15 protein-coding genes are annotated in these 19,675 nt (G+C 61.8%); 6 read left to right on the forward strand and 9 right to left on the reverse strand.

Features of this window, described 5'->3' with window-relative positions:
- Window positions 1-443: 443 nt before the first annotated feature.
- Window positions 444-2,915, reverse strand: coding sequence for a DnaA N-terminal domain-containing protein (locus VFZ66_01935; GenBank protein ID HEX6287915.1), 2,472 nt, complete (start codon window positions 2,913-2,915; stop codon window positions 444-446).
- A gap of 722 nt (window positions 2,916-3,637) precedes the next feature.
- Between VFZ66_01935 and VFZ66_01940 the strand changes: the two genes are divergently transcribed.
- Window positions 3,638-4,645, forward strand: coding sequence for an ATP-binding protein (locus VFZ66_01940; protein ID HEX6287916.1), 1,008 nt, complete (start codon window positions 3,638-3,640; stop codon window positions 4,643-4,645).
- Between the two features lie 208 nt (window positions 4,646-4,853).
- Here the strand turns inward: VFZ66_01940 and VFZ66_01945 are convergent, their stop codons facing one another.
- Window positions 4,854-5,912, reverse strand: coding sequence for a ParB N-terminal domain-containing protein (locus VFZ66_01945; protein HEX6287917.1), 1,059 nt, complete (start codon window positions 5,910-5,912; stop codon window positions 4,854-4,856).
- Window positions 5,905-6,672 carry a ParA family protein gene (locus VFZ66_01950; protein HEX6287918.1) on the reverse strand — a complete coding sequence of 256 codons (768 nt, stop codon included), beginning with the start codon at window positions 6,670-6,672 and terminating at the stop codon, window positions 5,905-5,907. The genes VFZ66_01945 and VFZ66_01950 overlap by 8 nt, the downstream gene beginning before the upstream one ends.
- Window positions 6,673-7,500: 828 nt before the next feature.
- Between VFZ66_01950 and VFZ66_01955 the strand changes: the two genes are divergently transcribed.
- The 3 genes from VFZ66_01955 (at window position 7,501) to VFZ66_01965 (ending at window position 10,240) form a co-directional block, all read left to right on the forward strand.
- On the forward strand, window positions 7,501-8,775 hold the full coding sequence (locus VFZ66_01955; GenBank protein HEX6287919.1) for an MFS transporter: 1,275 nt from the start codon (window positions 7,501-7,503) through the stop codon (window positions 8,773-8,775).
- Between the two features lie 207 nt (window positions 8,776-8,982).
- Window positions 8,983-9,201 carry a hypothetical protein gene (locus tag VFZ66_01960; GenBank protein HEX6287920.1) on the forward strand — a complete coding sequence of 73 codons (219 nt, stop codon included), beginning with the start codon at window positions 8,983-8,985 and terminating at the stop codon, window positions 9,199-9,201.
- Window positions 9,202-9,226: 25 nt separating this feature from the next.
- A complete protein-coding gene (locus VFZ66_01965) occupies window positions 9,227-10,240 on the forward strand; it encodes an MBL fold metallo-hydrolase (protein ID HEX6287921.1) in 1,014 nt (337 codons plus the stop codon).
- 1 nt (window position 10,241) lies between these two features.
- On the opposite strand, the gene VFZ66_01970 is transcribed toward VFZ66_01965, so the two are convergent.
- The 3 genes from VFZ66_01970 to VFZ66_01980 all read right to left on the reverse strand — a co-directional run bounded on the left by VFZ66_01970 (window position 10,242) and on the right by VFZ66_01980 (window position 14,482).
- Window positions 10,242-12,497 (reverse strand): PAS domain S-box protein, encoded by a 2,256-nt coding sequence (locus tag VFZ66_01970; protein ID HEX6287922.1) that lies wholly within the window; start codon window positions 12,495-12,497, stop codon window positions 10,242-10,244.
- Between the two features lie 422 nt (window positions 12,498-12,919).
- Window positions 12,920-13,564, reverse strand: a complete 645-nt coding sequence (locus VFZ66_01975) for an acetoacetate decarboxylase family protein (GenBank protein ID HEX6287923.1) — start codon at window positions 13,562-13,564, stop codon at window positions 12,920-12,922.
- A gap of 15 nt (window positions 13,565-13,579) precedes the next feature.
- Complete coding sequence (locus VFZ66_01980; protein ID HEX6287924.1) at window positions 13,580-14,482, reverse strand: aldo/keto reductase; 903 nt, start codon at window positions 14,480-14,482, stop codon at window positions 13,580-13,582.
- A 349-nt stretch (window positions 14,483-14,831) separates the two neighbouring features.
- Here VFZ66_01980 and larE point away from each other — a divergent pair, with 349 nt between their 5' ends.
- Window positions 14,832-15,671 (forward strand): ATP-dependent sacrificial sulfur transferase LarE, encoded by an 840-nt coding sequence (gene larE / locus VFZ66_01985; GenBank protein ID HEX6287925.1) that lies wholly within the window; start codon window positions 14,832-14,834, stop codon window positions 15,669-15,671.
- Between the two features lie 3 nt (window positions 15,672-15,674).
- Window positions 15,675-16,514: a nickel pincer cofactor biosynthesis protein LarB gene (gene larB / locus VFZ66_01990; protein HEX6287926.1), complete on the forward strand. Its 840-nt coding sequence runs from the start codon at window positions 15,675-15,677 to the stop codon at window positions 16,512-16,514.
- Window positions 16,515-16,629: 115 nt separating this feature from the next.
- Here larB and VFZ66_01995 read toward each other — a convergent pair whose 3' ends face one another.
- The 3 genes from VFZ66_01995 to VFZ66_02005 form a co-directional block, all read right to left on the reverse strand.
- Window positions 16,630-17,709, reverse strand: coding sequence for a diguanylate cyclase (locus tag VFZ66_01995; protein ID HEX6287927.1), 1,080 nt, complete (start codon window positions 17,707-17,709; stop codon window positions 16,630-16,632).
- Between the two features lie 391 nt (window positions 17,710-18,100).
- Window positions 18,101-19,018 carry a hypothetical protein gene (locus tag VFZ66_02000; protein ID HEX6287928.1) on the reverse strand — a complete coding sequence of 306 codons (918 nt, stop codon included), beginning with the start codon at window positions 19,016-19,018 and terminating at the stop codon, window positions 18,101-18,103.
- 58 nt (window positions 19,019-19,076) lie between these two features.
- Window positions 19,077-19,394, reverse strand: a complete 318-nt coding sequence (locus VFZ66_02005; protein ID HEX6287929.1) for a hypothetical protein — start codon at window positions 19,392-19,394, stop codon at window positions 19,077-19,079.
- Window positions 19,395-19,675 lie beyond the last annotated feature (281 nt).

The following is a 19,675-nucleotide window of genomic DNA, read 5'->3' on the forward strand; positions in this document are numbered from 1 at the left end:
CAGCTTTAAGCTTTTTTGCCAAGATCGCTGGAGTTTACTCAGCCGACTCGACCACGGCAGGCGTCGCTGCTTCAGGGTTGGCCGAGCGTCCTCATGCGAGTATTCCTGGTCGGCTGGACACGCAAAAGCCACTGGGGACACAGCCACAGCATCGCACTATGGCAGCCTCCTCAGTGGCTTTCGCTGCACGTTCGTTTTTGAGCATCCCGATCCATATGAGGGTGGAGCGCCGGATCTGGATGCATCGCGCGTCGTGGTGGATGACGCTCAGAGGGTGAACGTGCGACACATTGAAACCAGGGTTCATCTTGTTATTGAAATCTGTAGTGGCTTGCTTTTCAGTTCGGCACCGGGGGGAAGTGCTTCGCTGCTATGACCGTAGCATAGCAGAGCGACCTTACCGGCTACCTTACCGTCTCGAATCGAACGAGCGCGGTCAGGACTCAGCGATAGTAGCTCAGCCGCGAGTCGAGCACCACGGCAACCTGCACTGGAAAGCCGAGCAGCGTATGCAGCGTATCCGCGATCAGCGGCGCGTAGGACTCTTGAAGCTTATCGCGCGCAAAGATGTTGGGCGTGCCCACGATCGCCTGCTGGTCTTCGAGCTGAACCAGCGATGTTTCTCTGATCCACGTTTCAAACTCGCTGTAGGGCAGATGTTTGCGCAGGCTATCCAGGGCTACATGCCAGACCTGCTGCGGCTGCTCCGCCTGCTTCGATCCGGCTGCTTGCGGCTGCTGATCGGCAGCGGGAACGGCACAGGCGGGACACAAACCGCCGCCGGTGTAGCGACCACAGGCACACAATCCCGGCGCGAGCGTCTGCGCGCCCGAGACACCAGCGCGCTGTGGGCCGCGTGGCAGCTTCGGATGATCCTGTGGCAGGTGGCCTGAGCGAATGCCCCACGCCAGCCAGGCGGCTCGATCTTTAATCTCGGCGCGGCGCACATCTGCCTCCGCGATCCATGCCTCGATCTGCTCCTGGGTGATCGCCGCCGTCAGGATCGCCGGATTAACGCCCTCACGCTCTAGCAGCAGACGGCGAGCATCGGATGGCGCAGGGACATCCTGTAGCGCTTCAGGGACAGATGCGGCCTTCGCGCGTGTCCCTGGAGGTCGCCTGGTAGCGCAGGGATCGGCAGGTTGCAATGCGCGCCGGGCAGCCGCCTGCTGGTTATTGCTGATCGCCCGCCGCAGGTAGGCTACCGAGAGCTGCGGCGGTGTCGCCGCCTGCTCCGCGCGCTGAAGCACCTCCCAGCATTCATCGGGCTGCCGCTCGAAGAGCGCTTTGAGCACATGATACTCAGGGACACTCACGTCGCGCAGGCTGGTCGTCTGGCCGATCGAGCGATACGCCTGGAGGAACTGAGGCCATATCGCCGACGATTCGGCTGAGCCGCGCGCTTGAACCAGGGACAACGCTTGCTGGACACACTGATGAAACACAGGCAGCTTGAGCGCATCGCCAAAGCGGCGCGGACGCAGGGACTCCGGCAGGGACATGACGGCCCGCAGCGCCGCCAGTACGACACCTATGGGCGTATTCGTTCGCTTGAACAGACGATAGGCCGCTTTTTTCTCGCCTTCGGTATAGGCGTAGCGCTGCTGACCGCCGTACAAGATCTGCTGCACCGCCTGCCAGAAGTGGCTGTCGTGCCGGGTGCTCGAAAGCTCATCGTCGCGGATGTGCGGCGCTACCAGCGGAATGTCTCCAACGGCTGGCTCGATCAATGACCGAGCCAGCCGAGTCCCGCCGATGGACTGGATCGGAGTCTCCCCAAAAGGAGGATTCGATGTCTCATGACTCCAAGGCATAATGATCAGATCACGCAGCAGGGACTCGGCGGAGACATCCACCTGCTCCTGAGATTCGCGCTGCTGCTGCGCTTCTTCGCCGCCTGTCCCTAGAGGTCTTCGAGTCACTGCAAGACCCTGGGGACTCTGCGGGGACTCGGCGGAGACATCAGGTGTTTGAGTCACTGCAAGACCCTCAGGGACACATGAGGACGCGATTGTCCCTGGCATGCTCGACCCACGCTCCGTTGTCCCTGGCACACCTGTCCCTGCCGCATCTGTCCCTGGCACTGCCGGTACCCCGGCACCCGGCGATGTGTTCGGTATTCCCGGTGTTCCATTATGTCCACCACCACGGGGATAACGCCGCTGCGCTGAGAGAAGCTGATTGGCGATGGCGCGATTCTCCTGCATCAGCCGCGCAGCTCGGCGTTGCGACCACTCGACCCAGGCGCGGGCCTGCTGGCGGTAGGGCTGAAGCGCGTCTACGCCATGCAGATGGGCAAATAGCCTGGCCCAGCGCTCGTCTTGAATCAGCGCCGGGAGCAGCGACGGCCACGCGCCGTCAGGATCGAAGAGGTCTTCGGGATCGGTGTTTTGCAGCATACCCGCCTGGCCCAGCGATCGCAGGGCAGCCTGAGCATCCTTCTGGCGAGTAGCGCCGAGTGGATCGGCGGCGGCAGGTTCGAGCGCGACCAACAGCGCATCCAGCACGCGCTCCAACATCTTCCAATCCAGCACCGGATGATCCAGCCGTCCGACGACATAATAGGTGGCTGCCGTGTGGTGAGGACGCTCTATGTCGCCGCTGGAGCCGTACTGGACTTCGACATGCACCAGCCCGACGGTAGATAGCAGGTATTCCGGCCCCTGGATCGCCCAGCCGGTACGCCGTCCCAGGATACGCTGAATCCGTTGTTTGGTAGGACCATCGGGATCGAGGATGAACGGCCTGAGCATCCGCTGATTGTCGAACATATCCCGCAGATAGCTGTAGATGAACACTCCATCTGCGGTCAAGATGGGTGCCCAATCGTAGGTTATGTCGCGCCATTCAGAAGATACCCCGATGTCGCCTGCGCGGAAGAGCGCTGGTAGCCCATCGGGTCCAGGGGTTGACATGATGCTTTAACCTCTCTCTCGGATAGCGCCTGTCAATTACGTCGTTGTTGCCAGAGTGTCCCGCCGCCGATGAGCAGTTTGCCCTCTGCCGCTCGACAGCAATCATCACAACCCCTACAGGTCGTCCGCCGTTGGGTCGTGGATCGCCTACATGCTCCGCTGCGCTGACTTGCCTGGAAGCCACGTCATCACGCGACGAATGCCAGCAACCTGCGCCGATATCAGTGTAGAAAAAGAGAGTGCAAATGCCTAGAGCTTTGCGCGCAGGTTGCGTGCAGGTTTTCGCAGGAGCAGCGTGGTTGAGTGCAGTTCTGTGCAAAAAGTACTGCACATAACTGCTGTGAGGCGTCCGATTGCCACCCGTAAAGCGCGGCGGCTGTCTCGTCTGCTGCCGATCGTGGCTATATTATGTCGACTTCTTGGCGATCGATGTCCATGTTTCGAGTGTGCCGTGAGGCAGGGGTTGAAGACGGAAAAACGGAATAAGGAACAAAGTTCCAGGGAGACGACGACCGAAATATCCCTTTGTGATGCGCAATTTCGTACGCTACATCCCAAACACAATCCTTGATCTGGACGTGCCGCCGCTGATCAAGAGGCCGCCGTCGAGTGACGTTACTACAGTTTCGCGCAGTTCTGTGCAAAAAGTTTTGCGCAGAACTGCACACATGCAGCATGGTATGGTTGCCGAGATGTGATAGAATCCGGCGTGGAGGTGCTTCGTGAATGAACTGGTTGCCCATATCGGCGATGAGCGCATAGATACATTACCCGTCGACCGTGCAGAACTATCGGATCTGGATCTGGATGCTGTTGCCCATCACATTGCCAGGGCAACCGAGAGCGACCGCTATGATGGCGGCACGAAAGATCCGATGGCCTTCTTGCGCGAGATGCGCTGCGTGGTCGATCGCGACGGACGCTTGATCCCCACGCTGGCCGGCCTCCTGATCTTCGGGCGTCGTCCGCAGGCGTTCCTCGAACACACCGATATTGCCCTGGCGCATTTCGCCGGAACACGCCCCGATCTTGTCACCGAGACGCTCCACTTTCGCCGCTATGGGGGCACGCTCACCCAGCAGATCGATGAGGTAGAGAAATACCTGTGGAGCAATACCCGCCGGAGCATTAACACCGACTCCGGCCCGCAGCGTGAGGAGCGGCCTGATTATCCGCGCAAAGCTCTCCGCGAGCTAACTGCCAATGCCGTCACCCACCGCGACTATAATTTGCTCGGCGCGCGCACGCAGATCTCGATGTTTACCGATCGGATCGAGTGGCGGTCGCCTGGTGGCCTTCCGCCCGGCATCACCGAGGATAATATCTTGTACAGCGGCAGCCGCGCGCGCAACCCCACGATCGCCCAGTTGCTGTACCAGTCTGGCTATATCGAGGCGTTCGGCATGGGCCTGCCCACGGTGATCAACCTGCTCAAGCTCAACGATCTGCCGCCGCTCGGCATGCGCGACACCGGAGCGTCGTTCATCGTCACGATGCGCGGACCCGAAGCGCCGAATGTTGCGACGCTGACGCCGCCGCGCCGCGCGCTGCTGGAGCTAGCTCGAAAGTATCGCGAGATAACGCTCGAACAGGCGATTCGCGCCTCAAGCGACCGAGCCCGGCGCACCGTCCAGGCTGATCTCAAGTATCTGGTCGAGAATCATTTCTTGCGTGCGGTCGGCCAGTCGCGCGACCGGCGCTATATTATCGCCGAGGAAACCGAGTGGTGATCACCGGCTAAAGCTTCTTTGTGGCTGCGCAACCATTCCGTTGCAAAGCGGTTATGTCTATTTGTGAATCCGATCACAACCGAAGATGATTCTCGCATTGCCAGCACATGAGCGCCGCCCGTAGAGGAATATGGGGCGGCGCTGCTTTGTAGATCTCAAGAGGCAAAGGCTTATCCGAGGAAAATGTTATGTAAACCAAAGTCGCATACTAAAGCTGCTCAAGCAACTCGTCCAGGCTCTTGCGCAGCGCCTCGACCTCCGCACGCCACGCCTGGCGATTGCTCGGATCGGTGCTACGACGCATTTGATGTCGTAGCTGCTCCACATTACGCCGCATCCGTGCCAGACGCTGCACGACATCGCGCTCTGCCGTATGGCGCATCTTTGGTCCTGGCGATGCAGGCTCTTCCTCAGATATGTCAGCCGTCTCTCCCACAGGCCGCTGACGATACGCCTCGATCAGCGCGTTGACCACAGTGGTTGTTACATCGGGCGTCTCCGCCAGCACCCGCAGCATATCTGTTGCTTCCTCGGCGCTCAACTGTCCCGCATTCAGGGCCATATGCAGTGGGCGTAACGTCCACTCAGACCAGCCGTAGCGCATGATGATCGACTGGCCTTCGGGAGAGAAGCGCAGGAGACGGAGAAGATCCTGACGGCGCTGAGTCGAAAGCCGCATCCGCTCCTCGATAATGGTCCAGGCGACATCGGCACCTGTCTCTGCCTGGATCGCACTACGCAGCGCCATGATCGCCCAGGCACGCTCCATATCCGAAAATCCTTCACGCCGCTCGTTTTCTTCAAACTGATGCAGCAATCGCTCGGTATCTTTCGGCCTGGGCACCTCGACGACCCATAGCGTTGGCAAGCCGACCAGCTCTGCGGCGCTCCAGCGGCGCTGCCCGTTCAGCAGACGATGCGTGATCGCCGGGTTTTGCGGATCGCTGTCGGCATAGACGATCACCGGCTGGATCTGCCCGTGCTCTTGCATCGACATGCCAAGCTCGCGCAAGCTGGCAACCACCGCCGCCGCCGCCCGATCTCCGGACTCTGCCTGACGGAGTAGCTGTTGAGGCTCAGGCAGGTGCCGCAACTGGTGGGGGTCCGGCGCGATCGTTTCAGTTGGCAGATACGTCAGCGGCAAGCCCCGCTCTGTCGCGCGCTGCACCGTTTCCTCCGGCGTTGCGCCGAGGAGAAAGGCAAGATCGTTATCGTCGGCTGCCGGACTAAAAAACTGGTCCAGGTTGATCGATTTCTTCTTACTCACCGAGGCGACCTTTCAGCTCATCGACAAGCTCACGAAATTGTCCGGCGGATCGAGCTGTCTTACGGTAGCGGAAGATGCTTTCTTTGGCAGCAAAGCATTCTCGAAGCGGCGCATCACGACCGATCATCGTGCGAAACACCTGCGATCCGAACTGTGAGCGCAGGTACTCCTGAATCTGCCGATCGGCTCCTGAACGGCCCTCATAGTCGTTGATCAGTATCAGTGGCGCTGGGAGATGGGGTGAGTATCTGCCCTGAACTCGCGCCACGGTTTCGTTGAGTTCGCCCAGACCTTCCAAACTGAGCGCCTGCGAGAGCACCGGCGCGACCACGAGATCGGCGGCGATGAGCGCGTTGAAGACGACCGCGCCTTTGGCGGGGGGACAGTCGATCAACACATAGTCGATCGGGAGGTCGATGCGCAGCGCATCCTTCAGCACAAACAGCCCTTCGACGTTCGACCCTAGCTCCAGGGCTGCTTTTGCCAGCAGCGCATGAGCCGCGCACAAAACAACGTTGTGCTCGCCGGTTCGCAGCAAGGTTGCCGGCAGCTCTGCCTGGCTGGATAAGATCGCGTAGGCCGAACGATCGACAGGCACGCGCGCTTTCGTAACTCCAAGCCACTCAGTTGCGTGCCCCTGGCTATCAAGATCGATGACTAAGACTCGGTGCCCTGCTAACCCCAGCGCAGCGGCAAGGTTGACGGTAGTTGTCGTTTTACCCACGCCGCCCTTTTCGTTCGCTATGGCGATGACTTGCATAGACTCTCCTGGCTAATTGCTGGGAGCCTCTATTGTACTACAGGTTGCCTCAGACGCGAAAGAAGCATAGCCGCTCCTGGGTCTGGCGTCAGCATGGGTATGAGCCCTCATACCCTCGTACATCGTTTGGGGCATGAGCCCTCATACCCCATAATGTACAACGATGCAACAACCTTAGTAGGGTATGAGCCCTCATACCCCTATTGTACGACGGTGCAACGCCTGATCGCACCGAGCAGCCGTATTGACGTTGTAGAGATGAGATGTTGATCTTTGAATCATTATTTTGGATCTGTTGTTGGGTGGCGTACGGCAGACGCTCAGAGCACGGCGGTGCTGAATACAAACAAGAGATCCATGCTCGATGAATGTGCGCGCTGCTGTAAGGAGGGTATGAGCCCTCATACCCTCTGCTCGCTCATGTATATGTTGCTTTGTTTACATAATGATTGATGTTTGCGGAAGGTATCGCAGAATTTTAACTGCGGAATAAAAAACCTGGATCAGCAGGCAAACCGACGTCGATAACATAGGTTCTTGCTGTAAGGTTGTCAAAATTTTGTCAAGCCTTTACCCTCGCCTATCCCATTGATCGATGGCTCATATGCTTGACGTTCTGCTTAGTCTTGCGTACTAGATCTGCGGCATCCTTTCGGTTGATCGAGATGTCAGCCATCTATCAGCACTGCTCCTGCGATACGCGGGTACTATTCATCACCGAATATCGCTTCATCTGGAAAGGAGTAACAGCGCGCTGTTCGTCGCTGCGGACAACGTGTTAATCTAAATATGCACTTCCTTGCACGCGCTCGCACACTTGTTTCTGGTATGCCCCAAGAGCTTTCCTGCGAGGAAAGTACGCTTTCGCCTGCTGAGGTGCGCACAGGACTTAAGCTGTCGCTGATCGAAGGCGTGTTTGCCCAAGTTCACATAACGCTGACAGCAGGCGCGTTTCTAACGGGCTTCGCGCTCCTCCTTGGCGCGGGGAATACGACACTCGGCATTGCGGCGGCGCTGCCCTTTTTGATCCAGCCGCTCCAGCTACTTGGGGCCTGGCTGATCGAGCGCTTTGGACGACGCAAGCTGATCGCAGTGGGTGGCTCGCTGGGGCGCTTGTTCTGGCTGGGGCTGATGGTGCTGCCCTACCTGCCTTTAACCATGAGCCAGCGCCTGGGCCTGCTGGTCGTGACGCTGCTGATCTCGCACGCACTGCTGGCATTCTGCACCAATGCCTGGACCAACTGGATGACCGATTTGGTACCGCCCCGGCTGCGCGGACGCTACTTCGGCGTACGTAACACAGCTCTGGCCGCGTGCGCGATGATCGTCAACGCCGGGGCCGGAATGTGGCTCGATCACATGCGGTCGCTGGGACGGTCGGCAGACGGCTACGCGGTGCTCTTTGGTGTTGGCGTGATCTGCGGCGCGATCAGCACGGCGCTGCTGGCGCGTCAGCCAGAGCCGTCGATGCAGCTTCGCGCGCGGCTGCCGCTCGCCGACGTGCTGCGCATACCGTGGCGCTTAGCGTCATTCCGCCAGTTCATGACGGCGATGATCGTCTGGAACGCGGCGCTCGGCACGGCGGCATCGTTTTTTAGCGCTCATGCGCTCCAGGTGTTGCACATCCCGTTCACGACGCTCGCCCTGTTCGACGTGCTAACCTCGGCGATCAGCCTGTTGTCGCTGCCGCTGTGGGGCCGGATCGCCGACCGGGTGGGACACCGCCGCGTGCTGATCGTATGTATGGCGGGCGTAATTGTGCTGCCGTGGGCCTGGGTGCTGACGACGCCGACGACGCTCTGGATTCTGTATCTCAACGCGGTTGTCTCCGGGATCTGGTGGCCTGGCCTTGTGCTGGCGCAATCGAACCGTCTGATGGAGCAGGTGCCGCGCGAGGCACGCGGTGCCTACCTTGCGCTCTTCGCGGCGACGACCGGGATGGGCTTCTTCGTGGCGTCGACGCTGGCCGGTGGGCTGGCCGACATCCTGGCGAACGTGCGCTGGTCACTTGGCCCGTTACAGGTCAACAACTACCAGACGCTCTTCATCATCGCCAGTATGCTGCGCGGCAGTGTCGTGCTCTTCTGGCGTAAAGCGCTCTAGTCTCGCTTGGGGCTTCTTAGCGGGAAGATCTCACATCATCCTGCGTCGGGATCAGGAATGTTTGGGACACCCAGGCCTCGGCCTATCGGCACACAAGCTTGCGCTCCTGCATGTTTCGGGAGCGCGAGTTGTTATACTTGGGGTAGAGCATGATCGATAGAGATCGCTCACTGCGATTGTAGACGAGGCGTTAGAAGGGGTAAGGCCATGCGCAAATATGTGTTTGAAGGCACGGGGCGCTCCGGCAAGTGGAGCGTGCTATCGTATCGCAGCATTGCCAGCGCGGGGAGCATTCTGAGCATCAACAGCCTGATAAGCGTTCTGAGCATCGGCAGTGCGGGAAGCATCCTGAGCATCGGCAGCGCGGGAAGCATCCTGAGCATCGGCGGCAAAGGACGTATCGGCAGCGGGCGCGACGAGCGCTAGCGCTACCGAGGACCGGACGGACGATATGAGTATCTTGTATCAAGTGCTGGGCGCTGCCGGACACGACAACGCGCTCTTTGTGTGGGTGACAAGCGGGCAGGCAATCCATCGGCTGCTCTTCGACTGTGGCGAGGGCTGCGTGGCGGAGGTGCCCTACGCCGACGTACTGGCGATCGACCATCTGCTCTTTTCGCACCTGCACATGGATCATATCGGCGGCTTCGACTCATTCTTTCGCAGCAACTTCAACCGCACCAGTAAACCCAACCTGATCTGGGGTCCGCCCGAAACCAGCCGGATCATTCACCACCGGTTTCGCGGCTTCCTGTGGAACCTGCACGCCGACCAGCCCGGCCAGTGGTATGTGCATGATATTCACTCGGATCGGCTGGACCGTTTTCGGTATGCTGTCGGCGAAGCCTTTGCCGAAGCACACGACATGGACTCGCAGCCATTCGCGGGTACGCTGATCGACGAGGCGAGCTTCACCGTCGAGGCGCTGCACATGGAACATCTGTCGCCATCGATGGCCTACATCGTCCGTGAAAAGCCGCGCCGCAATATCGATCGCGCCCGGCTGGAAGCGCTGGGCCTGCGGCCCGGCCCGTGGCTGGAATGGGTCAAAATCCGCCGCCCCAACGAACCGGCCACGCTTGAGGTCGATGGCGTGACGTACGAGCGGGCGACGCTACGGGAGGCGCTGCTGATCGAAAAGCCGGGCGACTCGCTGGCCTATTTGACGGATTTTATTCTGGATCAGCGGGCACAGGAGCGGCTGGTACACGCGCTCCGAGGTTGCAAGACGGTCATCTGTGAAAGTCAGTATCGTCAGGCCGACGCAGCCTACGCCGAGCGGCACTACCACATGACGGCCATGCAGGCTGCCGATCTGGCTCGTCGCGCCAACGTCGAGCGCCTGATCTTGTTCCATATCTCAGACCGCTATCGTCGCGAGGAGTGGCTGGAGCTACTGGCCGAGGCGCGGGCGATCTTTCCAAACACCGCGTTTCCCGATCATTGGGCGCTGACGCCAGCCTGAGCTATTCAGGGGGGCTGTGGAGCGGCAGGCGCATGGTAAACGTGCTGCCGAATCCTTCCCTACTTCTGACCTCGACCTGCCCGCCGTGATGCGTCACAATCTCCTTGACGAGATAAAGCCCGATGCCCATCCCGCCGATATTCTGCTGCACGGCATTGCTGGCCCGGTAGAAGCGCTGAAAGAGCTGCGGCTGCGCTGCGTCTGGAACGCCGATCCCCTGATCGCTGACGCTGATCAGCGCATCGTCGCCCTGACGCACGACTCGCACGGTGACGATTCCGCCGCGTGGGCTGTACTTGATCGCATTCTGCGCCAGATTGTGCAGCGCGCGCGCAAGTCGGGCCGCGTCGCCCTCGACGGTCAGCGACTCATCGGGGCAGATTAACTGGACATAATGACGTGATGTTGGCTGTAGCTGCTCCAAAACATGCCGGGCAAGCTCGACCAGCACAACGGGCCGCCGCTCGATGCTGAAACGACCAGTCTGGATCTGCGCAAACTCGGTCAGCTCATCGATCAGATTGTTGAGCCGCCGCGAGGCCAGATCAATCACCAGAAGCTCGCGCTTGAACCGCTCGCTCGGCGGCGGCTGCTCCTGGGCGATCCAGCGCTGCAACAGGTACGTCGCGCTGATCAGCGCGGCGGTCGGTGTTTTCAACTCGTGAGCGGCGATCGATAAGAACTCGTCGCGCGCCTCGACCGCAGCCCGCGCCTCGCGGTAGAGCCGCGCGTTGTCCACGGCCATTCCTGCACGTACTCCCAGTTCCTCGGCTAAGGCCAGATCTTCGGCATCGTACTGCTGGCTCGGTTTCTCCGAGAAAAAAATCATCGTGCCCAGCACGCGGCTGCGGGCCGTCAGCGGCACGATAATCGCCGATTGTAGATGAAGCTGCTTCAGCAGGCGTAGCTGCTCTTCGTCGCGGGCGACATCTTGCAGCAGCGTGTGCGAGACATCGGCGATCAAGAGCGAGTTCTGGTTTTGTAGCACCTGGGCGATCGGCAGCGGCCACTGCGCATCGATCGGATAGCGCTCACTCATCTGGCGTAGAAGCTGCTCCTTATCAGGGTCGGCGTGGGCGATGACCAGTCGCCGCACCGAGCGATCGTCTTCGATCAGATCGATCAGGCAGCTCTCGGCCAGAAACGGCACCGATAGCCGCGCCACCTGCTCAAGCGTCGTCTCGTAGTCAAGCGACGCATTGAAGATCTTGCTCGCATGAGCAAGAAAGTGCAGCGCATCCTCGGCGTGTTTGCGCTCGGTAATATCCGAGGCCGCGCCAAAGATACGGATCACGCGCTGCTGAGCGGCGTCCCAAACAGGATAGCCAAACTCGTACAGCCAGCGGACCTCTCCCGCCTTGGTGATGATGCGAAATTGCGTCTCATCTCTCCCGCCTGCCAGCACTGCCTGCTCGTGGACCTGGACGATCGCCATGTCGTCGGGATGAACCAGGCTGGCCCAATTGCCAAGCGCATCGAACTCCTCAAGCGTGTAGCCGGTGATGCGCGTAAACGCATCCGTCACCCACTCGCGGACGAAGCGCCCATCTGGGGCGCGCCGCATGGAATACGCATAATCAGACGTCAGCTCAGCAATCACACGATAGCGCCCCTCCGACTCGAGCAGCGCCTCTTGCATCTTCTTGCGCTCGGTGATGTTCTCGATCATAACGATCACAAGCTGCGGCTGGCCCGGTGCCTCGCAGATCGCCGAAACGGTCTGAAGGCTCCAGAGCACGGTTCCATCCCGGCGGAGGTAGCGCTTCTCGATCTGATAATGCTCCTGCTGCCCGTCAAGCAGCGACTCCATCTGCGCGCGATCGAGATCGCGATCGTCGTGATACGCCAGCGCCATAACATCCTGGCGGCTCAGCTCGGCCTCGCTGTAGCCGAGCAGACGCTGGAGCGCCGGATTAGTATCGACGATGCGGCCTGCCAGATCGGTGAGCGCGATGCCGATCGCCGCGCCGTCGAAGAGCGCGCGGAAGCGCTCTTCACTGCTCAGCAGCGCCTCGGTCGTCCGCTGATGTTCGATCGAGTCGCGGGTGTGGGTGCTTACTAACGCCTGATGCGCCGCAATCAACGCCTGGTAGGTGTTTTGCTCAAGACGAGCCTGCGCCGCCGTCTCCTGAGCGGATTGTAGCTCCGCTTGCAGCGCATCGATCGTTGCAAGCAGCGCCTGGGCCTGGTCGGTGGTCGGGCTTACCCCGGCGGCGAGCTGGTTTCGGATGGTGTCAACGATCGCGGCTTCGGTCATGCGAAACCTCTTTTCGTTCTAGGATCGCGCTGTAGGTGCAGCGTTGAAGCGTACAGCGAGATCGCCCCTTTGGTGCTGAGCATCGCACGCGGCGCTAAGTGAAGATCTGGCACTCACGCGCCTGGACTGGGGGCTGACTCAAGAAGTATCTGTAGCGAGAGATTGCGTCGAATAGCGGGATCAGCACGAGTACAGCGTTGGACCTGCTGGCTATCCACCGGTGTCATGCCCTGGACTGTTGGGTTATTAGGAAAGCAATGTGCCGGTAGGAACTATTGTAGCAAGCGGTGTCAACTCAGGGAACAAACGACAAGCAAAGAACAAAGAACAAACGTTTGCTGCTGTTCTTTGTTCGGTTGTTCTGGCTTCCTGCGTACATGCGTGCGGTTCTGCGCAAGATCGGTTGCGCGATGCTGCGCAGATCAGCGCGCTGCGCCGCCTGTGCCGTCGAGTGTGCGGGGCGGGTGTACCACGAGATCGAACGGTTTCATGGCGACGGCAAAGAGCGGCCTCGCGCCGACACGGTAGGGAAAGCGCTCCGACCACGCAGCCACCCGAAGACCGGCGCGGCCCAGCCGGGCTGAGGCGAGCGCGAGTGCCCGTAGCCGCCGCTGGCTCCGCTCGCCAAAGACTGGCACGGCAACGGGAAGACGCGGCAGCAGCGCGGTGCGCGGATCGATGTGGAGCGTGGCGACCAGACCGTCGGCGTCGGCGATCTGCACGGTCGAGTCGCGCCAGTCGAACCGAGCCAGCACTTTTGGCAGGCCCCAGATGTGGTGCCCACTCGCCTGCGAGGCGCGGCTATCGACCCAGATTGCATGCACGTGCAATCCAGGGTGCGCGCCGCGCCGGACGAGCGCGCCGACGATCAGCTCATCGTAGCGCAGCGTGCCCGCGAGATGGCGGATCAGCGCGACGACCAGCCAGCGCGCGCCGAGCAGCGGTTTCAGGTCCGGCGGCACCGGCACGGCTTGGTCGGCGCGGAATAGCCCGATCCACGCGCCGCCGCACGTGTGCCAGGGCGCGGGCGGGTAGCTCACGGCGGGTGCTGGATCGGGCAGGCACATCGCAGCGCTCAGGCGCTAATACGCCACCGCGAACGGCTCGCTGTTCTCTTTCCAGGCCATCGTCTTGCTGTCGTAGATCCAGAAGATCGGGCTGCGGTCGGAGGGCTTGTCGTTTTCGATCAGGCCGCGCGCCTCATGGATCAGCGACCCCAGCTCCTGCTCGCTCAGCGGCGTGATGCTCTGGGCCAGCCGCACGTTCTCATCGATCTGCGCCTCGTCGTCCATGCCCAGGATCGCCAGGCTCACGCCCGGCAGACCGAGCGAGTAGCGCAGGGCCAGCGCGCGCTGCTGTAGCTCGCCGTGGCCGTACACTTTCATCGCGATCACGCCAGCCTGCTTGCGCTGCGCGACCGGCAGCAGCAGATCCTCCGGCCCGTTCACCAGCCGGTCGATCGCGCCGAGCGCCACCAGCACCGTATCGAAATCGTAGCGCTCAAGCGCCTGCGCCAGCACGGCGGGCCGCGCGTGGCCGGTAATGCCGACGAAGCGCGTCATGCCCTGGCGGCGAGCCTCCTCAAGCGCGCTGATTGCGCCATCGGCAGCCAGCGCCGCCTCCAGATCGGCCATCGAGTTGATCGCATGGATTTGCAGCAGATCCACGTGATCGGTCTGAAGCTCCTTCAGGTTTTGTTGCAGCTCGGCCAGCACGTCGTCGCGGCGGCGCTTGTTGATCTTGGTCGCCAGGAAGACCTCGTCGCGGCGGCTTTTCATCACCTCGCCGAGCTTGGGCTGGCTGCCGTAGTCGGGGCTGGTGTCGAGGTAGGTGATGCCCTGATCGATGGCGTGGTTGAGCAGCCGGGCGGACTTATTGATCAGCGGCGCGTCCATCACTTTGATCTTGCCCAGCGGCGCGGTGCCGTAGCCGAGGATCGGCACCTGAACGCCTGTTTTGCCGAGCGGACGATGTGGGAGTGCCATGCGCTTCCTTCCTTTCGATCGGTGAGTCCGAGAGGATGCCGTGTCAGCAACCTGCGTACCGCCGTCTGCGCCCTGGATACGCGGGCACATGAATTGATGTAGGCAGCCCTTGCCGACACCGTCGGGCGTCTCGCTGCATCGCCTGTCGCATGCGGTGGTACGGTAGGCCGGGGGACGCAAGAACCAAGACGCAGGGTGCCCATGCCGGGTGCCCTTTGGGCATGGCACCCGCCTGGCACCCGGAACCAAGAACCAAGAACCAAGAACAAAGGAGAGCCTTGAATTTGAAACTTTGAACTCCGAACTCGAAACTTGAAACTCGAAACTCGAAACTCGGAAGAGGAAGGGCATGGAATCTGATCTACAGGCGAAATATCAGCGGCTCCGGCAGACGCTGACCGATATGGAATCGGCGCTGGTGGCGTTTTCGGGCGGCGTGGACAGCACGCTGCTGCTCAAGGTGGCCGCCGATGTGCTGGGCGCGCGCTGCGTGGCCGCGACCGCCGACTCGGAGACGTATCCACGCGAGGAGCTGGACGAGGCGCGGCGGCTGGCGCGGGCGATCGGCGTCGAGCATGTCGTGGTGCGCACCGACGAGCTGGCCGACGAGCGCTACGCCGCCAATCGGCCCGATCGCTGCTACCACTGCAAGCAAACGCTGTTCACGGCGCTCTTTCCGCTGGCACACCAGCGCGATCTGGCCTGGGTGGCCTACGGCGCGATGGCCGACGACATGGGCGATCACCGGCCAGGGCATCAGGCGGCGCTAGAGTGGAACGTGCGCAGCCCGCTGCTTGAGGCGGGCCTGACCAAGACGGAGATTCGCGAGCTGTCGCGGCGGCTGGGGTTGGACACGTGGAACAAGCCGTCATTCGCCTGTCTGTCGTCGCGCGTGCCCTACGGCCAGACGATCGACGGGGAGCAGCTTCGGCAGATCGACGCCGCCGAGCGCGCGTTGCGTGAGCTTGGCTTTAGCGGCTTTCGGGTGCGGCACCACGGCGATATTGCCCGGCTGGAGCTGGCGCTGGACGATCTGCCGCGCGCGCTTGAGCTACGCGAGGCGCTGGTCGAGCGGCTCAAGGCGCTGGGCTACATCTACGTGACGCTGGACTTGCAGGGGTTTCGCAGCGGCAGCATGAACGAGCCGCTCAGACGACGGCAGCCGCAGACGATTGAGCTGATTGGATAGCATATGACAGCACAGCATGAGTGGCCCGCGCCCGACTCCGATGGCGCGTCGGCGGTGCGCGATCCGTTCCATGACCTGCGGATCGCGCTGTTCGGCGGCGACGAGTCCGAGGCCGTGGACTCCTTCGCCCATCTCGATCCCCGGCGCGAGCAGCGCAAGGGTGTGCCGGAGGTGATTCTGGCCGGGCCGAAGCAACCTGAGCAGGTCGTCGCGGTCGCGCAGCGTTTTCTGGAGCGTGTCGGGCGGGCGATCATCAGCCGCACGCCGCCCGCGACGCTCGGCGCGCTGGAGCAGGCCTTCGGCGACTCGGTGGCGTGGGAGCGCTACGATGCGGCCCAGGTGGTGGTGCTGCGTCGCCACGGCCTGCTCCGTCCACAGACGGGCGGGCAGGTAGGCATTATCACCGCTGGCACTGCCGACGTGCCACGGGCCGAGGAAGCCGCCGTGGTCTGCCGCGAGATGGGCTGCGAGGTGCATCTGGTCTGCGATGTCGGCGTGGCCGGTCTGCACCGGCTGATCGAGCCGCTGCGGCGCATGATGGGCACGCCCGTCGATGTGATCGTGGTGGCGGCGGGCATGGACGGCGCGCTGCCCTCGGTCGTCGCCGGGCTGGTGGACGTGCCGGTGATCGGGCTGCCAACCTCGGTGGGCTACGGCATAGGCGGCCAGGGCCAGGCCGCGCTGCTCTCGATGCTTCAGACGTGCTCGCCCGGTCTGGCGGTGGTCAACATCGACAACGGCGTCGGCGCTGGCGCGATGGCGGCGGTGATTGCGAATAATGTAGCGCGGGCGAGAACAAAGACGCCCAGAGAGCACCCGGAACAACGAACAGCAGGCCGTTAGGCGGGAAACAAAAGAACAAGGGAACAAAGGAACAAAACGTTCAACGTCCTTGCTCCCTTGTTCCCTGGTGCAATATCAAGCAACCTTTGCGGGAAACGATACCTACCATGCTGCACTAGACCGCCGCCACCACACAGTTCTTGCCCTGGCCTTTGGCCTGATCGATGGCGCGCTCTCCAGCATGGATCAGCGCCTCGACGGTCGCGCCGTGGTGCGGGTAGGTCGCGACGCCGATCGAGATCGTGATTGGAAACGGCCAGTTGCACGAGGCCTCCTGCACCGCGTTGCGCAGACGCTCTCCCAGTATCACGCCGTGCTCCAGCAGCGTGTTCGGCAGCAGCACCAGGAACTCGTCGCCGACACGCCAGCGCGCGAGAAAATCGCTCGGTCGCAGGCGCTCATGCAGCGTGTGGCTCAACTGCTGCAGCATCGTGTCGCCGACGGCATAGCCCAGCTCGTTGTAGCGGCGCAGATTATCGCCGTCGATCAGCAGCACCGTGAACGGCTGCCCGGTCGTGCCGGCCTTCATGATCGCCGCCGTCAGCGCCTGTGTCGCGGCTCGCAGATTGGGCAATCCCGTCACCGGGTCGGTGTTCGCCAACTGCTGCGACTCGTCGAGCATCTGGCCGAGGGCGACCATGCGGTGCAGCATGTCATCGACGATATAGTGGAGATCGTAGGTCTGCGGCAGCATCGCGGCGTGAAAGGTGGCGGTCGGGGCGCAGACCTGCGTGCGCGTCTCCGCGATCACCGTGCGCAACTGTCCCAGAATATCGGCGGGCGATACCCGCTCGGTGCCCGTGTAATGAATAATCGCGATCGTCGCGACCGGCACCCGTAGTCCAAAGCGCTCCGCCTCCTGGTTGAGCCGATCGACGAGCAGGTGTCCGAGCGTGGCATGTGTCGCGTGATCCTGGCTCGTCAGCACGAACACAAACTCATCGCCGCCAATGCGATAGATCGGGGCGCTCAGCTCTTCCGCCAGGATGATCGCCACCCAGCGCAGAACGGCATCGCCCTGGCTGGCGTCGTGAGCCAGCGAGGAGAACGCATTCAGATCCAGCGATACCAGCGACATCGGCGCGCGCAGGGAGTCGGCGCAGTAGGTGATCAGCCAGTCGGCGAAAGATAGCAGATTACGACAGCCCGTAAGCACATCGGTGCGGGACAGAGAAGGGGGTGAAGAAAACATCATGTTCTCCTGAGACGATCGGCATGGTGCTGCGCACGTCGCTTCGACGAGTATTGGGTTGACATAATTATTTATGTGCGATAGCTGGATCAGCCTGCTCTGGCGATTAGCAGGTAGTTCGCAGCGTTCGGATGCACTCTAAGTGTACCTCTGTTAAAGAAAATGCGTGCGCCGAGCCAATTGTCAAAAAGGTGTCAACGCTCTTAAGCCGGGCCTGAGCGAGGATCGATGAGGAGCGAGCAGTTCCAGGCGCTCAACGCTGACGTGGCCGCAGAGTACAGCGCCGATCCAGGGCGGATCAGCGCTGTATATGAGCGCGGAGCTTGACAGTATCCGGGCTGCGCTCTGTCGCGCTGGCTGCGGCTGGCTCCGTGGCCGGATCGAGCGCGTGGTTCTACTCGGTATTGAATGGATCGAGCCGGAGCAACTGCTGCCGGTTGAGATGAGCACTGATGCGCTCCGGTAGCTCATTGATGCAGGCATAGACGCGACTATCCTCGTAGAGCCTGCGCTCCACGAAGTGCTGCACGATCTCACGCCGCTCCCAGCCGTGCAGGAAGCGCCGCAGAATCTCGCTATGCAGGGGAAAGCGGGTCTGCCACTGCTCGACGATCGCCTCCAGGCGCTGCCGCGCGGCCTGCTGGCTGCCGAACGAGCGGATCAGACGCTCGACCCGCGCGATCTCTTCGCTGGTCATCAGCGCATGCTGCTTGCTACGTCCCGGCGACGGATATGGCGTGAGCCAGCGTAGCAGCAGCGCGGCATCTTCCGGCGTCCAGATGGCAATCTGTGTCGCCAGCGCCGACTCCAGCATGCGCTGCGCGATGCTCTGGCAGCTCTGGATCATCTGGATTACCTGTGGCGGGGCGGCAAGATGCGGGATCGGCGCTGGCTGCGCTGCGAGCGACCACAGCGAAAATGCCGCGTCGTCGCTGAGCGGCATGGCCTCCAGGCGCTGGCACCCGACCGCCAATGCCTCGTCCTCTTGTTCCGGCGTGGGCGCTGCGGCAACACCGATCAGCCAGGCCAGGTTGATCTCGCGCAGCCGCATCTGCCGCGCCAGCGCCGCGACCAGCAACACGCCCGATAGCTCAGGAAAGCCCGGCTCTGTGGCATGCACATCCACCAGCACGAGCATGTGTTGATCCGGCTCCGTGGCTCTGAGCAGCCACCGCGCCTGCGTGTATCCGGTGAGCAGCGAGCACGCGACATGGATCTTGAAGCCGTAGGCGGCCAGCCGACGCCGCTGCCGCGAGAGCGCCGATCCTGTGGAGATCAGGAGCGCGGAAGGCTGAGATATACGCTGGCTCATAGGCGCTCGACACTCCTCACGATCTGACGAGACACTCGGCTCAGCATTGACCAGCGCATCATCGGCCCGGCTCCTCGGCGCTGCGGGTTGCGCGCCACTCCTGAAGCCGCTCGTAGCCCAGGATGGTGATGTGGAGCTGCGCGGGCCAGCCGCGTGGCCGATCAGCGATCGTGAGCAGGTCCTGGCGCTCAAGCGCGTGGATCGCGTTGTAAGCCACCGAGGGCGCGCTCATCCCCAGGGCACGCGCGATCATGCGCTGCGAGGGCGAGGCGTGGTGCGCGCGCTGGTAGGTATCGATGTAGTCGAGCACGGCGATGCGATCCTGACGCCACTGTCTGCGGTGTGAGTTTGGCCGGTTCTGCGGTGTTTTGGGCATGTTCTGCTGCCTTTCATGAGGCAGCCGGGGCGCGCCGATTGTCGGATGCGCGCGGGCATGCTACAATCTGCCAAGTAGAGCATATGCTCTAACCTCCGGCTGCACGCTTACGTGTGGGCTGGTTGATCATGTGCTTGCTCAAGGGGTCCAAACCGTGGGGCAAGCACAGATTTTTGCATCAAATGATGACGCGCCCGCTTCATGGGGCGCTGGATAATAGAGAATCTTCTCCAATGTTATAGTTCGGGGGGTGTTTGGGTTTAGGGGGGTGAATCTGGCTT

This window comes from Herpetosiphonaceae bacterium, assembly GCA_036374795.1.
GTDB lineage: Bacteria > Chloroflexota > Chloroflexia > Chloroflexales > Kallotenuaceae > LB3-1.